We start from the raw sequence: 16,497 nt of genomic DNA, 5'->3' as shown, positions 1-16,497 counted from the left end.
TGAGTCATGTGAGCTTATTTTGCAGATGAAATACAGACTGGGAGGGAAACTTGAAGCATGGAACATACCAAGTGGCATCAACTTAGTGATGAAGAGCTTCGTAACACTCTTGGCGTCAGCCCGCAGGAAGGATTGACGGATGAAGCTGTAGCAGAGAAGAGGAAAGTGGTCGGTTCGAATGAGCTGAGCGAGGGGAAACGCATTTCTCCAATTACATTGCTCTTGAATCAGTTCAAGGATTTTATGGTGCTGGTGTTGATGGGAGCAACGTTGGTATCCGGATTACTGGGTGAGTATCTGGATGCGGTAACGATTGTGGCTATTATCGTACTGAATGCAATTCTGGGGTTTGTACAGGAATTCCGGGCTGAACGATCTCTTCGTGCATTGAAACAGTTGTCTGCACCTCTTGCCAAAGTGCTTCGTTCAGGCCAGGAAGTACACCTTGCCGCCAAACAACTTGTCCCCGGGGATATTGTCATGGTGGAGAGTGGGGACCGTATACCGGCTGATGTACGCTGGCTGCAAACGAACAGTCTGGATGTCGAGGAGTCGGCACTTACCGGGGAATCGGTTCCTGTAAGCAAACATTGCCTTCCGATTGCGGACGAGGACGTTCCGCTGGGTGATCAGAAGAATATTGGTTTTATGGGTACCATGGTCACTCGTGGCACAGCCAAAGGTGTGGTTATCCGTACGGGGATGGAGACGGAGATGGGCAAAATCGCCGATCTGATCCAAAATACGGAGGAGCAAGAAACACCGCTACAGCACAGGCTGGAGCAATTGGGCAAAATTCTGATTTTTGTCGCATTGGGATTAACCATTATGGTTGTCGTCGCAGGGATATTGCACGGACAACCAGCTGTTGGCATGTTTCTGGCAGGGGTCAGCCTCGCGGTGGCTGCCATACCGGAGGGTCTGCCGGCCATTGTAACCATTGCACTTGCACTAGGCGTGCAGCGTATGATCAAACGTAAAGCCATTGTACGCAAACTGCCTTCTGTCGAAACTCTGGGCTGTGCATCCGTAATCTGTTCGGATAAGACTGGCACGCTCACCCAAAACAAGATGACGGTAACGGATGTATGGTTGGAGGGACGTAACATCAAGGTTACCGGGGATGGTTATGCACCTGAAGGGCAGATGCTGGAGAATGGTCGTACGGTGGAACTGAAGAGCGACCAGTCCCTGCGCAGAATGCTTCAGATCAGCGCGCTTTGCAACAATGCGAGTATTGTGGAAAGTGCTGCAAGCGAGGTGGGGAGCAAGAAAAAGGGCAAGGATAACAAAAAGGACGGCAAGAAAAATACGAAAAAAGGTGATCTCCAAGAAGAAACCGTTCAACGAGACAATGTATTCTGGGAGCTGAAAGGCGATCCGACGGAAGGGGCACTCGTCACACTGGCCTCCAAAATGGGGCTTACTCCTGCCGGACTCAAAGAGTTGTATGCCCGCCAGCAGGAATTCCCGTTTGATTCGGAGCGTAAACGCATGTCGGTCCTGGTTCATCATCAGGGAGGCCGAATGATCTACACCAAAGGTGCACCGGATGTGTTAATCGGACACTGCAGTTATATTTTGTGGGAAGGCAAGGTTGTACCTTTCACTGGAACGCTGCGGCAGAAAGTGATGGCAGCTAACGAGAGCATGGCCGGAGCGGCACTACGTGTCCTTGGAATGGCCTATCGTGAAGTGCGGCCGGAAGAAAAAGTGGCTGACGAACACGCCGCCGAAAGTCAGCTTGTCTTCGTAGGACTTGCAGGTATGATTGATCCACCGCGTCGTGAAGTGCGAGATGCGATTGCCACATGCCGCAAAGCGGGCATTCGTACCGTCATGATCACAGGTGATCATGGAACAACCGCAGAAGCCATTGCTCATCAATTGGGGATTCTTCCCCGCGGAGGGGCTTCGTTAAGTGGTCAGCAACTGGCAGGCATGACAGACGAGCAACTGGATAAACAGGTAGAGAGCATATATGTGTTCTCAAGAGTGTCTCCTGAACACAAACTTCGCATCGTGAAATCGTTACAACGCAAAGGGCATGTCGTCGCGATGACGGGTGATGGAGTCAATGATGCTCCAGCCATTAAAGCAGCAGACATCGGGATTGCGATGGGCATTACGGGTACAGATGTCACGAAGGAAGCTTCGGCGCTCATTCTGAGTGATGATAACTTCTCAACCATTGTGGCTGCCATTGAAGAAGGCCGTAATATTTATGAGAACATTCGCAAGTTTATCCGTTATTTGCTGGCATCAAACGTGGGCGAAATATTGACAATGTTCTTTGCAATGATGATGGGCCTGCCGCTACCACTCGTGCCTATTCAGATTCTGTGGGTTAACCTGGTGACGGATGGTTTGCCTGCAATGGCGCTCGGGGTAGATCAGCCTGAGAAAGATTTGATGGAACACAAACCCCGTGGAGCCAAGGAAAATATTTTTGCGCGGAGACTGGGTTGGAAAATCGTTAGCCGGGGTGTGTTGATTGGATTATGCACACTCGGAGCGTTCTGGCTTACCCTTCAGGCTGCACCGGATAATCCGGGGCAACTGATCAAGGCACAGTCGGTGGCATTCGCGACACTCGTTTTGGCGCAACTCATTCATGTCTTTGATTGCCGTAGTTCGCGGTCGATCTTCCACCGGAATCCTTTACAGAACAAATATCTGGTTCTTGCCGTGATTTCATCGGTTGTACTGATGCTGGTTGTCATGTACGTTGAACCATTGCAGCCGATCTTCAAAACCGTACCTCTGGGATTGCGTGAATGGGCGATATGTATCGTTGCTGCAGGCATTCCAACATTCCTTATGGGCGCAGGCAGTGTGTGGGGTGGTCGTCGTAACCGCCGCCGTATGGGTGGTTCTGGCCGCTTCGTACCGAAAAGTACAAAGTTTTCAGCATAAAATCAATACCTTTTCCTTACCCATTTCGTTATGCTATCCTCAAAATGATTCGAAGCGGCAGCTTTGGCATTTTGCAGGATAGCTTTTTTGTGTAAATGCTGAATATGAATTTCTATGGTAATCCTGTAGAAGAGCAAGAATATAGCTTTGGCAGCAGACTGCCAAAAGGAGTGGGCAAGATTATGGAATTTACGAAAATGCATGGACTTGGTAACGATTTTATTGTTGTATTTGGTGAAAAGGAGCTTCCGGCAGATGCGGCAGAATTGGCTGTGAAATGGTGCAACCGTTTCTTTGGCATCGGTGCGGACGGCCTGGTTTATATACTGCCTTCGGAGAAGGCAGACTTTCAGATGCGTATCATGAATTCGGACGGTTCGGAAGCAGAGCAGTGCGGTAATGCCATTCGCTGTGTATCCAAATACGTATATGATCATGGTCACGTGAACCAGGAGCAGATCACCATTGAAACGATTGGTGCAGGGGTACAACCTGTGAGTCTCAACATTCGTGATGGTAAAGTGGAAACGGTTCGTGTTGACATGGGTGAGCCGATCCTGAACGGCCTTCAAGTGCCTACAACGGTGGATGCCAACCCAGTCGTTGATCACTACATTGAAGCGAATGGACATGCGTTCAAATTCACTGCCGTATCCATGGGTAATCCACATGCGGTTATCTATGTAGATGACGCTGTGAATTTTGACCTCACGACTTGGGGCCCACTTCTTGAAGTGCATCCGATGTTTCCGAAAAAAATCAATGTGGAATTCGCCACAGTTCGTGACCGTGGATATGTGGACATGCGTGTATGGGAACGCGGAGCGGGTCCAACACTAGCTTGTGGAACCGGAGCTTGTGCAACACTGGTATCCTCTGTCCTGAATGGACATACAGATCGTACAGCAGTCATCAGCCTCAAGGGGGGGGATCTCCACATTGAGTGGAATGAAGCTGACAATCATGTGTACATGACTGGACCTGCTGAAGTTGTTTTTAAGGGAATCACTTCATAAAAAGTGAAAGGTTTAACCAAAGGGGCCTGCGGGCCTCTTTTTTTGTCAAAAAGGACAGGTCGTGTCTCCTGTACAGAGACATATTGGGGGCTGTATGGCAAGAAAGTCCATATGAGCTGGATACTCATCAAAAACCTGTGTTTTTCTTCGTTTTTTAGCGTTTTTTGTGTTACATTAGTATGTAAATGATCACAGCTAGGCGGGGGGAAATGGGATGAAGGCGGATTTGCGCAAAGTTATGCAGGAACGGGTTCTCGTTGGAGATGGGGCCATGGGAACATTTTTGTACCAAATGGGATTCCCGGTGGGGATTTCATATGAAGAATTAAACTTGATTTCACCTGAAGTAGTGGCGGATGTACATCGCCGTTATCGGGATGCAGGTACAGAAATATTTGAAACAAATACGTATTCTGCCAATTACGACAAGTTGTCCAAGTTCGGTCTGGAGTCCAAGGTGGAGGACGTGAACCGTGCCGGTGTACGCATTGCCAAAGAGGTAGCTGGAGATACCGGTTATGTGCTTGGTGCAGTTGGTTCCATTCGAGGTGGCAAGCGGACAAACGTGTCAACGAGTGAACTGAAACGCTTTTATCAACAACAGATCTCTGCACTGCTAGATGAAGGCGTGGATGGCATTTTGCTTGAGACCTTCTATGATATCGAGGAAATGGATATTGCCCTTTTGCAAGCGCGCAAGCTAAGTGATCTGCCTGTAATTGGACAGTTCGCGGTTGAGGATGTAGGACACACACTGGACGGATATACGATGCCTGAAGCCTTCCGGATTATGCGGGAGCAGGGCGCGGACGTCATTGGTTTTAACTGTCGCTCAGGTCCAAACGGGATTATGCGTGCCATGGAAACCGTCTCGGGACGAATTGGTATTCCAATGTCCGTCTACCCGAACGCGGGTGCCGCAGATTATGTGGATGGTCAGTTCCGTTATGGTGCGACTCCGGAGTACTTTGGTCAGACGGCAGTGCAATTTGCTGAACTGGGTGCTCGTATTATCGGTGGTTGCTGTGGTACGACACCTGATCATATTACCGCTATGAAAGAGGCGCTTGCTGACTATGTGCCTTCGCCCATTCTGGAGCCTGATCCGTCAGAATCCAAACCGCGCATCGTGTTGCATGAAAATGTGGATGAGCGTTCCGGACGTGGAGGACAGCCTACAATCGTTGATCTGGTCAAGCAGCGTCACACGGTCATTGTTGAACTTGACCCGCCACGTGACTTGGACATTGCCAAGTTCATGAAGGGTGCCGAGACACTGAAAGCAGCAGGAGCCGATGCCCTGACACTGGCCGATAACTCACTCGCGGTAACACGGATGAGCAACATGGCGCTGGGTCACCTCGTTCAGGATCGCACGGGCCTTCGTCCACTTGTGCATATTGCCTGCCGTGACCGGAATCTGATTGGAACACAGTCACACATGATGGGTTTTGATGCTCTGGGCATTAATCATGTACTGGCTGTAACAGGAGATCCTGCAAGATTTGGTGATTTGCCGGGTTCAAGCTCAGTATACGATCTGACTTCTTTTGAAATCATACGCATGATCAAACAGTTGAACGATGGAGTGGCTTTCTCAGGTAAACCGCTGAAGCAAAGAGCTGGTTTTGTAATTGGAGCGGCATTTAATCCTAATGTGAAATATTTGGAGAAAGCTGTACAACGTCTGGAGAAGAAAATTGCCTCTGGCGCTGATTACATCATGACACAACCGATCTATGATCCTGAGTTGATTGTAGCAATGCACGAAGCGACCAAACATCTGGATGTGCCCATTTTTGTAGGTGTAATGCCGCTGGCGAGTGGACGGAATGCAGAGTATCTGCACAACGAGGTTCCCGGAATTCAGCTCTCGGATGAAGTGCGTTCCCGTATGGCAGGTCTGGAAGGCGAAGAAGGCCGTGCGATGGGGGTAAAAATTGCCAAGGAATTGCTGGACGTAGCAACAGCGCATTTCAAAGGCATCTATCTTATGACACCGTTTATGTTCTACGGCATGACGGCCGAACTGACTCAATACGTATGGGAGAAGTCGGAGCATCAATGTCCTACTTGTTTCAACCCTAATAATCAATTACAATAGTAAAACGGATGTGATGCCGATGTCATTCAGTATGACCGGATACGGTCAATCCGCCTTTCATTTTGGCGGCTATAAGGTACAATTAGAGATCAAATCTGTTAATCATCGTTACTGCGAAGTGATGATGCGTCTGCCAAGAGAGTGGACGTATTATGAAGACGGTTTGAGGAAGATCGTACAGAGTCGTTTGAAACGTGGGCGGATTGATGTTTATGTAATGAAAGAAAAAGAGGAAGACCAGGCTCTTCCCGCTGTTCTGAATGAACAGACGGTCAGGGCCTATCTGCAGGCTGCGGAGCAACTGGAAACCCAATATGGAATGCAGGGCAAACCAAGTATTGTGGATATACTTGCGCTGCCGGACGTCATGGTTCATTCGGATGGGACAAGTTCCATTCCCGAAGAGCAGAAGGACGAATGGGAGCGAGTTCTGCAGGAAGGATTGAAAGAGGCTCTGTCCAGCCTTGAACAGATGCGCGCTCGCGAGGGTCTTCATCTGGCCAGTGATCTGGAACGGAGGATTACCCGTCTGGAGTCACTGCATACCGAGATGCTTGATCTTGCACCGACTGTGGTAAGTGATTACCGCAACAAGCTAAGACAGAGGCTTACGGAAATGCAGGAAGAAGGCTCTTTCCCTTTTGATGAGCATAAATTGGGTATGGAAATTGCAATGTTTGCCGATCGTTCTAACATAGAAGAAGAGCTTACGCGTCTACAGAGTCATTTTGGACAGAGCAGGGAACTGCTGAAGAGTGATGAGCCCGTAGGTCGTAAGTTGGACTTTCTAATTCAAGAGATGAATCGGGAAGTCAATACGATTGGATCAAAAGCCAACCATTTGGCTCTGGTGAATCGTGTTGTCGAGATGAAGGCGGAGCTGGAGAAGATTCGTGAGCAAGCTGCGAATATCGAATGAACGGCCACATTTCGGCAAAAGAGTCGCATGTATAGGGGGAAGAACCTGATTATGGCAATCAAACTCATTAACATTGGATTCGGTAACATCGTATCGGCGAACCGGATTATATCCATCGTGAGTCCGGAATCGGCGCCGATCAAGAGAATTATACAAGAGGCAAGAGATCGTCACATGCTGATTGATGCAACGTACGGAAGACGTACTCGTGCCGTAATTATTACGGATAGCGATCATGTCATTCTGTCTGCGGTTCAGCCTGAGACGGTCGCCCATCGTCTTTCTTCGAAAGATGATGATAACGACGAATAAAATGGAGTGTAATATGTCTAAGGGATTACTGGTAGTGTTGTCCGGCCCATCTGGGGTCGGGAAGGGTACTGTATGCAGCGCTTTGCGCAAACGGGTTCCGGAATTGATCTATTCCGTATCGGCAACAACCCGTCAGCCTCGTCTTGGTGAAGAACATGGTGTGAACTATTTCTTCAGAAGTCATGAAGAGTTCCAGAACATGATTGCTGAAGATCAATTGTTGGAACATGCGGAGTATGTTGGTAATTATTACGGAACACCGCGTGATTTTGTGGAAAAAACGATTAACGAAGGCCGCGACATCATTCTGGAGATTGAGGTTCAAGGCGCGTTAAAAGTGAAAGAGAAATTCCCGGAAGGGATCTTTGTTTTCCTGCTTCCTCCTTCATTGGACGAACTGAAAGATCGCATTCAGGGCCGTGGTACCGAAAGCCAAGCGACCATTGATCACCGGATGTCCGTGGCGGTTGATGAGATTAGTCTGCTGGAGCAGTATGATTACGCTGTTGTTAATGATGAAATTGATTTGGCGTGCAAGAGAATAGAAAGCATCATAATCGCCGAACATTGTAAGATCAATAAATAATCCCTTTTGCCGCTGCAGAATGCGATATAAGTGGGGCAGTTGTCATATCATATACTGAAGCACTCCTTCTCGGAATGCCCGGGTGTGAAGACATGCCACATCAGTTCTGTCAGGCGGCAACTTGTGATTATACTAATGCGAAGAGGTGTTTGTTAATATGCTGTATCCTTCTATTGATGAAATGATGAACAAAGTCGACAGCAAGTATTCCCTTGTTGTTGCTGCTTCCCGCCGGGCTAGACAGCTACGTGAAGGTGAAAAATCGGATTTAAGAGGTGCGAGATCCCATAAACAAGTTGGCGTTGCACTGGAAGAAATCTATGGAGACCTGCTCGTTGTCATCAAAGGACAGGACGAAGAAGAAGAGTAAGCCGCCTGCGGCTGCTCTTCAACTGCATACGGCGTAAGCCGGATTAATTGACAACCGCGAGGTTGTTATTTTTTTACGAATAAGCATATTTTAACGGAATCTTACTTAGACGTCGTATAAATATCGGGGGAAATAAACATGTTGAACGGTAAAAAAATCGTGCTTGGTGTGACTGGCGGCATAGCCGCTTACAAAGCGGCAACATTATGCAGCAGATTGGTGCAAAAGGGAGCGGATGTTCATGTGATCATGACAGCTTCCGCTACACAGTTTATTACCGAATTGACGCTGCAAACGTTGACCCGAAACACCGTATATACTGATACATTTGATGAACGTGAGCCAGCAGTTGTATCTCATATTCATCTGGCCGATCTGGCGGATCTTGTTCTGGTTGCTCCGGCAACAGCCAATGTCATTGCCAAGATGGCGCATGGCATGGCAGATGATATGCTCTCAACGACTCTTCTTGCGACGACAGCCCCTGTCATGATTGCTCCAGCGATGAATGTACATATGTATGATCATCCAGCTGTAAAGCATAATATGAGCCTGCTTGTTGAACGGGGCGCTATGATGATCGAACCAGGTGAAGGTCTGCTTGCGTGTGGATATGTGGGCAAGGGACGTCTGGAAGAACCGGAGAGCATTGTGGATGTGGTGGAACGTTTCTTCGAACAGCGCGAGTCTGCAGACCGTGCCCGGCAAGGACAAGCTCCATTGTTACAAGGCAAGAAGGTTGTTGTTACGGCTGGAGGTACGATTGAGCGCATTGACCCAGTACGATACATTACGAACGATTCATCTGGCAAAATGGGATTTGCCATCGCCGCAGCTGCGCGTGATCTGGGGGCAGATGTGAAATTGGTTATGGGCAGTACCCAAGCCAAGCCACCGGAGAACGTTGAGCTGATCCCTGTACAGTCTGCACAGGATATGTATGAAGCGGTAACACGCGAATGGGACGATGCTGATATCGTGGTTAAGGCGGCGGCAGTTGCCGATTATCGTCCAAAGGAAGTTTATACCGAGAAGATCAAGAAGAAAGGCGACACGCTGTCGCTCGAACTTGTTAAAAATATAGATATTCTTGAAACGCTGGGCAAACAGAAAACCCATCAGTTTTTGATTGGTTTTGCTGCGGAGACTCAGTCAGTTGAGATGTTTGCACGTGAGAAATTGGAACGGAAAAACTGTGATCTGATCGTAGCCAATGATGTAACCCGCACGGGTGCAGGATTTGGAACAGACACCAACGCGGTACATATCTATGACCGGGAAGGTTTGGTGGAGGAGCTTCCAGTGATAGCCAAGGACGATGTGGCTCATCGGTTGCTCCGGATTGCGGCGGAGCGCATTGCCGGGAGGAATTAGGATATGGAGATTGCCAAGGTCATAGTCGATGTTCCCGTGAAGGAAACAGACCGGCCGTTTGATTACCTGGTACCTGAATCGATGAGGGAATGGATCGAGATTGGCAGCCGGGTGGGTGTGCCTTTTGGTCATCGGACGGTGCAGGGATTCGTGATTGATCTTGTGCCGCGTACCGGAGAGGAAACATTCAAGCTTAAGCAGATTCAGGAGTTACTGGACATTGTTCCCCCGTTGTCAAAGGATTTGGTTGAGTTGGCCGAATGGATGAGTGGACGTTATGCCAGTAACCGGATTTTGTCATTGCAGGTCATGGTGCCGACGGCATTGAAAGGGAAAGCAGAGCGATACATCTCGCTGGGAGATGCACTTGATGGACAGATGGCGGGAGCACAACCGGATGATGAGGTGTTATTTGTTTGGGGAGAAGAGTCTACGACCGAGAAAGTACAGCAGGATATCATCCGTTTTGTCAAAAGTCGGGGTCAGGTACCGCTGCAACAACTGAGTCGAAAATATCCCAATCATGCTGCACTAATTAAGAAATTATTGCTTGGTGGCGTGCTGCTGGAAAGTCAGGCCATCAAGGACAAGTTAAATAAAAAAACGATGAAGTCCGTTGATCTGGCTGTAGATCTTGCTGCTGCTCAGGAAGCACTTGCTTCATTCCCGGCGAAAGCACAGCGGCAGAAGGAGATTCTGGCTTTTTTGCTGGAAATGAAAGAACTGCTGCCCATGCCGATGAAAGAAGTGTTATCTACACTACAGGTATCGGCTGCAACGATTAAGGGGCTTGAGGAAAAGGGACTGATCGTCACCGAGGACGTTGAGGTCTTCCGTGACCCTTATCAGGGCAGGACGTTCAAAGCGACTGAACCGCTGGTTCTGACCGATGAGCAAAAACTTGTCTACGACAATATCAATGGCCGATTGCAGGAACAACGCCATGGGGTGTTTTTGTTACATGGTGTTACGGGAAGTGGCAAGACGGAAGTCTATCTTCAAACCATTCAACAATGCATCGAACAGGATCGGCAGGCTATCGTACTGGTGCCCGAGATTGCGCTCACACCACAGATGGTAGAACGTTTTAAAGGGCGATTTGGGGACCAAGTTGCTGTTATGCACAGTCGTCTGTCTGGCGGTGAACGTTATGATGAATGGCGCAAGATTCGGGAGGGTCAGGTGAAGGTTGCAATTGGGGCGCGTTCAGCTGTATTTGCTCCATTCAGTCGGCTTGGGTTGATTATTATGGATGAAGAACACGAGACTTCCTACAAACAGGAGGAAACTCCGAAATATCATGCTCGTGATGTAGCGGTAAAAAGAGCACAGCAGCACCAGGCGGTGGTTGTTCTGGGTTCAGCTACACCTTCGCTGGAAAGTTATTATGCAGCACGCTCGCAGAGTAATGATGATTTTGCACCACTCTTGCTGGAGATGCCAACGCGGGCACTGGGTAACAAGCTGCCTGAAGTGCGAATCGTTGACATGCGTGAAGAATTGAAGGATGGCAACCGCTCCATGTTCAGCAGGGCTTTGCACAAAGGGCTGGAGGAGCGCTTGGAGCGTGGTGAACAGACGGTACTTCTGCTGAATCGCCGTGGATATTCCACTTTTGTCATGTGCCGAAGTTGTGGATATGTGGCAGGTTGTCCCGAATGTGATATTTCATTGACGTATCATCAGCGCTCGAATAATCTCCGTTGTCATTACTGCGGGTATGTGGAAGCGGCTCCGGAAGTATGTCCGGACTGTGGTAGTGAGCATATTCGATACTTTGGTACAGGTACACAGCGAGTCGAGGAAGAACTTGCGAAGCTCTTTCCGGGCATTCGGGTCATTCGGATGGATGTGGATACAACAACGGAAAAGGGGGCTCACGAGAAGCTGCTGAAACAGTTTCGTGAGAAAAAGGCGGATGTATTGCTGGGCACCCAGATGGTTGCGAAGGGACTTGATTTCCCGGATGTAACCCTGGTTGGCGTGATAACAGCGGATTCGGCGTTGAATTTACCTGATTTCCGTGCTGCAGAAAAAACGTTTCAGTTATTAACACAGGTAGCGGGCCGAGCTGGTCGGCACCAATTGCCTGGTGAGGTGTTTGTTCAGTCCTATACGCCGGAACACTACTCAATCGGGCATGCGAGTCAGCATGACTATGTGTCGTTTGTACGTGAGGAATTGCTGCATCGTCGCAATTTGCAATATCCGCCTTACTGTCGCCTGATTCTGGTGACCTTTTCGCATGAGCAACTTCCAGTATTGATTCGTCTTGCCGAGAACTATACGCGAATACTGAAAGAGAAAGCTAATGCTGCCGGATGGCTCGGCAGTCTGGATCGTTTCAGCAATGATGCCTTTGATGTACTGGGGCCGGTAGCGTCCCCGATTCCTCGGATCAAGAATAGATACAGATTCCAATGTATGATAAAATGGCGGGGGGATGTAGACGCCATAGGACTCGCTCTGGCTACGGCCCGGCGCATGGACGATGATGTTCAGGCGCAAAAATTGCTTATTAGTCTGGATGTAGACCCGCAAATGTTAATGTAAGCATTTTGCAGCAATGCGGATGTAAACAAGCGGTATAAACATAGATTAAAATGAATACCCCAAAATACAGATATCGTCCTGAAATTATGATGAGGATTAGGAAGGTGCTTACAACATGTCGATTCGCATTATCGTGCAAGAACCAGATGAGGTGCTCCACAAGAGAGCCAAAGAAGTAACCAAAATTACACCAAATGTACAAAAATTGCTGGATGATATGGCTGATACCATGTACGATGCAGAAGGTGTGGGTCTTGCTGCGCCACAGGTTGGTATTTTGAAACGTCTGATTGTTATTGACGCAGGTGATGAGCAAGGGCTGATCAAGATGATTAACCCGGAGATCATTGCAAGTGAGGGAGAACAATTTGGACCGGAAGGTTGTCTGAGTATCCCTGGAATTAATGGTGATGTTCGCCGTTTCGAGACCGTTACAGTTAAAGGTCTGGATCGTGAAGGTAAAGAGCTGATTATTACGGGTAGTGGCTTGCTGTCCCGTGCATTCCAGCATGAGATTGATCATCTGGATGGCGTACTCTTTACGGATGTCGCCGAGAAAGTGTACGAAATTGCAGCCGATCAAACGGGACCGCGTCGTAATTAAGGAGTGATCGATTTGAATATTGTTTTTATGGGAACACCTGAATTTGCAGTTCCTTCTCTCGATATGCTGATGGCAGAGGGGTACAATGTGGTGGGTGTGGTGACTCAGCCTGATAAACCACAGGGACGCAAAAAAGTACTTACGCCAACACCGGTTAAGGCCGCGGCAGAACGCCACGGTCTGCCGGTGTTTCAACCTGTTAAATTGCGTGATCCGGAAGCGGTAGCCCGCTTGGCTGAATGGAAGCCGGATCTGATCGTAACCGCGGCCTTTGGACAGATTCTGCCCAAAGCCGTGCTGGATATGCCTGTTCGTGGTTGTGTGAACGTGCATGGCTCTCTTTTACCGAAATATCGGGGAGGAGCACCGATTCAACGTTCCATTATTAACGGGGAATCCGTGACAGGAGTCACATTGATGTATATGGCTGAAGGCTTGGACACCGGAGATATGATCTCGCGTGTGGAACTGCCAATTACGGATGAAGATACATCAGGATCGATGTTTGATAAATTAAGTGAGGCTGGTTCCAAACTGCTTCAGGCAGAAATGCCACGATTGATTGCAGGCGAGACAACGGCGGTCCCTCAGGATGATGCTGAGGCTTCGTATGCTCGCAATCTGACTCGGGATGACGAGAAAATGGACTGGAGTCGTACTTCACGTGAACTGTTCAATCAGATTCGTGGTCTTGTGCCGTTCTCCGGTGCATTTACGATGTGGGATGATCAGGTCTTCAAAGTTTGGGCTGCGGCTAATCCCGATCAGGTGGTGGACCTAGAAACTTCTTCAGATGCTGGACAAGCAGAGCCGGGAACGGTGTTGCAATTGAATAAGGCAGGGATTGAAGTCCGCACAGGCAATGGGTCTCTGTGGTTGACTGAAGTGCAGCCTGCAGGCAAAAAGGTGATGCAGGCCGCTGACTTTGCTCGCGGTGGTACACTGAAACCTGGAACGGTGCTGCGATGAGCGGTAATATACCAGGTCGTTCGTCAGGAAAAGGCCAGAAAGCTAATGGGAATTCATCCGGACGTGAAGGAAACCGTCGTCCGAATTCGGGTAAATCGGGTGGTGCATCGCGCTCCCAGCAACCCAAAACATCTGCTCGTACATTGGCAGTCAAGGTTCTGAGTGCTGTTGAGCAAGATGGAGCATACAGTAATCTGGAGTTGAACCGCCGTCTGAAAGAGGCGGATCTAAGCCCCGCAGATGCTGGACTAGCTACCGAATTGGTGTATGGAACAATCGCGAGATTGAATACACTTGATTATTTTCTGGAACGTTACGTCGCCAAAGGAGTATCCAAACTGCAACCATGGGTTCGTAGCCTGCTGCGAATCAGCGTATATCAGATGATATACCTGGATCGTATTCCGGAGCATGCCGTGGTGAGCGAAGCGGTTAATCTGGCCAAGAAACTGGGCCATCAGGGAATCTCGGGTATGGTGAATGGAGTGCTTCGCAATATGATCCGCAATCGGGATGAACTTCGTATTCCAGAACATTTGCCCGTTGCCGAACGTATTTCACTGGAGCATTCCCACCCGTTATGGATGGTTGAACGCTGGATTGCCCAGTACGGCGAAGAGACGGCGGAAGCGGTCTGTCGTGCGAATAATGAGCCGCCAGCGGTGAGTGTCCGGGTCAACACAACAATGACCACACGGGAGAAACTGATGCATGAGATGACCAGTACAGGTGCAGTCGTTGAAGCTTCTCAGCTGAGTTTCGATGGAATTCTTGTACGTAGTGGCGGAAACATGGCTCTAACGTCCTGGTATCGGGACGGGTTGTTCTCTGTACAGGACGAAAGTTCCATGCTTGTCGCTGAAGCCGTTGCGCCAGAAGTAGACCAACTTGTATTGGATTGCTGCGCAGCTCCAGGTGGTAAAACAGCTCACATGGCTGAGAAAATGCAGGATCGCGGTCGTATTGTCGCGAATGATGTACATGCTCACAAGCGCCAGCTGATCCTGGATCAGGCGGAGCGTCTCGGTCTGACTTGTATCGATGCTGTAACTGGAGATGCGCTAGACCTGAATGAACGGTACCCGGAAGCGTCGTTTGATCGCATTTTGCTGGATGCACCATGTTCAGGTCTGGGTGTTATTCGTCGCAAGCCTGATGTGAAATGGACCAAAACCGTAAAAGATATCGAAGATATCGCAGGCTTGCAACGTGAATTGCTTGATCAGGTTGCGCCGTTGTTAAAACCAGGTGGTATTCTGGTGTATAGTACGTGTACGATTGAGCCTGCTGAGAATGAGGATATGGTTGCAGACTTCTTGAATCGACATCCGGAATATAGTCCAGCAGAAACATCCGTCTGGTCTGAATCGGAGACAGCGAACTTGAAGGTTGTGAACGGTGGTATTCAGATTTTGCCACAATACGCTCACAGCGACGGATTTTTCATCGCACGGTTGACAAAAACAGCGGAATAACAGTTTAATAGAGCACGGAAGTATGACCGCCGAGGGGAACTTCGGCGGATTTCTTTGTGATGGGACTACGATATAATTGTCAGAGAATGTGATGACAAGGTGCGATGGCGGCATTGAGATGTTATAATGCATGAAGTAAAGATATCAAGGGTATACATGGATGTAACGTGGTCTTTGTGATAGAATAGGACGAATGGAACGAAAAGAAGGAAGCCAACGAAAAGAAAAGAAGGAATAGGTGTTGACAACAAAATGAAACCTTTTATATATGATTATTCTCTGGAACAACTGCAGCAATGGGCTGTGGAGAATGGGGAGCCGGCGTTTCGCGGTGGCCAAATCTTTGACTGGATTTATGTAAAACGCGTGAATGATTTCAGTGAAATGACCAATCTGTCCAAGCCATTGCGTGAAAAACTGACAGAGCAATTTGAATTCGTAACACTTAAGGAAATTACCAAGTTTGAATCCAAGGATGGAACGGTTAAATTCCTCTTTGGTCTTCATGATGATCATGCCATTGAGACAGTAATCATGAAGCATAACTACGGGAACAGCATCTGTGTAACCACACAGGTTGGTTGTCGTATTGGTTGTACGTTCTGTGCATCCACATTGGGTGGTCTCAAGCGTAACCTTACGGCTGGGGAGATTGTTGCCCAGGTTGTGCAGGCTCAGAAAATTCTGGATGAACGGGGCGAGCGTGTCAGCAGCATCGTGATCATGGGTTCGGGTGAACCTTTCGAAAACTATGAAGCTACGATGACTTTCCTGCGCATTATGATTCATGAAAAAGGGCTGAACATCGGTCAGCGTCACATCACGGTATCCACGAGCGGAATCGTTCCGAACATCTACAAGTTTGCAGATGAAGATACACAGATTAACCTCGCCATTTCGATCCATGCACCAAATGATGCACTGCGTTCGAAATTGATGCCGGTTAACCGTCGTTTTCCTTTTGAAGACGTGATGGAGTCCCTTCGTTATTATTTGGCCAAAACAGGTCGGAGAATTACGTTTGAGTATGCACTTATTGGTGGGGTAAACGATCAGCCAGAGCATGCAGCAGAACTGGCAAGTGTGCTTAAGAACATGTTGTGCCACGTGAATCTGATTCCGGTTAACCATGTACCTGAACGCAAATACGTAAGAACATCGAGAAGCGACATTTTCAATTTTCAGAAGATTCTCTCGGAACAGGGTGTTAATGTAACCATTCGTCGTGAACAGGGACATGATATTGCTGCCGCTTGCGGTCAGCTTCGTGCAAAGCATATGGAGTTGAGGTGAGAACGT

The 16,497-nt window shown here is 48.6% G+C and carries 13 protein-coding genes; all 13 read left to right on the top strand.

Annotated features, from left to right (window positions below; translation table 11 throughout):
- Positions 1–57: 57 nt before the first annotated feature.
- The 13 genes from MKY44_RS18790 (at position 58) to rlmN (ending at position 16,491) form a co-directional block, all read left to right on the top strand.
- Positions 58–2,916, top strand: a complete 2,859-nt coding sequence (locus MKY44_RS18790; protein WP_341008139.1) for a cation-translocating P-type ATPase — start codon at positions 58–60, stop codon at positions 2,914–2,916.
- Positions 2,917–3,098: 182 nt separating this feature from the next.
- A complete protein-coding gene (dapF, locus tag MKY44_RS18785) occupies positions 3,099–3,932 on the top strand; it encodes a diaminopimelate epimerase (protein ID WP_036614947.1) in 834 nt (277 codons plus the stop codon).
- A 214-nt stretch (positions 3,933–4,146) separates the two neighbouring features.
- Positions 4,147–6,036 (top strand): bifunctional homocysteine S-methyltransferase/methylenetetrahydrofolate reductase, encoded by a 1,890-nt coding sequence (locus tag MKY44_RS18780; protein WP_017687443.1) that lies wholly within the window; start codon positions 4,147–4,149, stop codon positions 6,034–6,036.
- Between the two features lie 19 nt (positions 6,037–6,055).
- Complete coding sequence (locus MKY44_RS18775; RefSeq protein WP_341008138.1) at positions 6,056–6,955, top strand: YicC/YloC family endoribonuclease; 900 nt, start codon at positions 6,056–6,058, stop codon at positions 6,953–6,955.
- Positions 6,956–7,006: 51 nt separating this feature from the next.
- Positions 7,007–7,267, top strand: a complete 261-nt coding sequence (gene remA, locus MKY44_RS18770; protein WP_006209218.1) for an extracellular matrix/biofilm regulator RemA — start codon at positions 7,007–7,009, stop codon at positions 7,265–7,267.
- 13 nt (positions 7,268–7,280) lie between these two features.
- The gene (gmk, locus tag MKY44_RS18765) at positions 7,281–7,853 is read left to right on the top strand and encodes a guanylate kinase (RefSeq protein WP_017687445.1); all 573 of its coding nucleotides are present in this window, start codon (positions 7,281–7,283) and stop codon (positions 7,851–7,853) included.
- Positions 7,854–8,010: 157 nt separating this feature from the next.
- On the top strand, positions 8,011–8,223 hold the full coding sequence (gene rpoZ, locus MKY44_RS18760; protein ID WP_091028645.1) for a DNA-directed RNA polymerase subunit omega: 213 nt from the start codon (positions 8,011–8,013) through the stop codon (positions 8,221–8,223).
- Positions 8,224–8,361: 138 nt separating this feature from the next.
- Complete coding sequence (gene coaBC, locus MKY44_RS18755) at positions 8,362–9,597, top strand: bifunctional phosphopantothenoylcysteine decarboxylase/phosphopantothenate--cysteine ligase CoaBC (RefSeq protein WP_341008137.1); 1,236 nt, start codon at positions 8,362–8,364, stop codon at positions 9,595–9,597.
- Positions 9,598–9,600: 3 nt separating this feature from the next.
- Positions 9,601–12,150, top strand: coding sequence for a primosomal protein N' (gene priA / locus MKY44_RS18750; protein WP_341008136.1), 2,550 nt, complete (start codon positions 9,601–9,603; stop codon positions 12,148–12,150).
- 115 nt (positions 12,151–12,265) lie between these two features.
- Positions 12,266–12,754, top strand: a complete 489-nt coding sequence (def, locus tag MKY44_RS18745; protein ID WP_017687449.1) for a peptide deformylase — start codon at positions 12,266–12,268, stop codon at positions 12,752–12,754.
- Positions 12,755–12,766: 12 nt separating this feature from the next.
- Positions 12,767–13,723, top strand: a complete 957-nt coding sequence (gene fmt / locus MKY44_RS18740) for a methionyl-tRNA formyltransferase (protein ID WP_341008135.1) — start codon at positions 12,767–12,769, stop codon at positions 13,721–13,723.
- Positions 13,720–15,198, top strand: coding sequence for a 16S rRNA (cytosine(967)-C(5))-methyltransferase RsmB (gene rsmB, locus MKY44_RS18735; RefSeq protein WP_341008134.1), 1,479 nt, complete (start codon positions 13,720–13,722; stop codon positions 15,196–15,198). Before fmt ends, rsmB begins: the two co-directional genes overlap by 4 nt.
- 252 nt (positions 15,199–15,450) lie before the next feature.
- Complete coding sequence (gene rlmN / locus MKY44_RS18730; protein ID WP_036614609.1) at positions 15,451–16,491, top strand: 23S rRNA (adenine(2503)-C(2))-methyltransferase RlmN; 1,041 nt, start codon at positions 15,451–15,453, stop codon at positions 16,489–16,491.
- The last annotated feature ends 6 nt before the right edge of the window (positions 16,492–16,497 follow it).

Origin of the sequence: Paenibacillus sp. FSL R7-0026 (assembly GCF_038004485.1) — a bacterium.
In the GTDB taxonomy this organism is placed as follows: domain Bacteria; phylum Bacillota; class Bacilli; order Paenibacillales; family Paenibacillaceae; genus Paenibacillus; species Paenibacillus xylanexedens_A.
The sequence above is the reverse complement of the archived record's forward strand: the minus strand, read 5'-3'. Positions and strand labels throughout refer to the sequence as shown.

Bases quoted from the DNA above. Each gene is read 5' to 3' on its own strand.
- MKY44_RS18790 (WP_341008139.1), top strand. From the start codon at position 58: ATGGAACATACCAAGTGGCATCAACTTAGTGATGAAGAGCTTCGTAAC.
- dapF (WP_036614947.1), top strand. From the start codon at position 3,099: ATGGAATTTACGAAAATGCATGGACTTGGTAACGATTTTATTGTTGTA.
- MKY44_RS18780 (WP_017687443.1), top strand. From the start codon at position 4,147: ATGAAGGCGGATTTGCGCAAAGTTATGCAGGAACGGGTTCTCGTTGGA.
- MKY44_RS18775 (WP_341008138.1), top strand. From the start codon at position 6,056: ATGTCATTCAGTATGACCGGATACGGTCAATCCGCCTTTCATTTTGGC.
- remA (WP_006209218.1), top strand. From the start codon at position 7,007: ATGGCAATCAAACTCATTAACATTGGATTCGGTAACATCGTATCGGCG.
- gmk (WP_017687445.1), top strand. From the start codon at position 7,281: ATGTCTAAGGGATTACTGGTAGTGTTGTCCGGCCCATCTGGGGTCGGG.
- rpoZ (WP_091028645.1), top strand. From the start codon at position 8,011: ATGCTGTATCCTTCTATTGATGAAATGATGAACAAAGTCGACAGCAAG.
- coaBC (WP_341008137.1), top strand. From the start codon at position 8,362: ATGTTGAACGGTAAAAAAATCGTGCTTGGTGTGACTGGCGGCATAGCC.
- priA (WP_341008136.1), top strand. From the start codon at position 9,601: ATGGAGATTGCCAAGGTCATAGTCGATGTTCCCGTGAAGGAAACAGAC.
- def (WP_017687449.1), top strand. From the start codon at position 12,266: ATGTCGATTCGCATTATCGTGCAAGAACCAGATGAGGTGCTCCACAAG.
- rsmB (WP_341008134.1), top strand. From the start codon at position 13,720: ATGAGCGGTAATATACCAGGTCGTTCGTCAGGAAAAGGCCAGAAAGCT.
- rlmN (WP_036614609.1), top strand. From the start codon at position 15,451: ATGAAACCTTTTATATATGATTATTCTCTGGAACAACTGCAGCAATGG.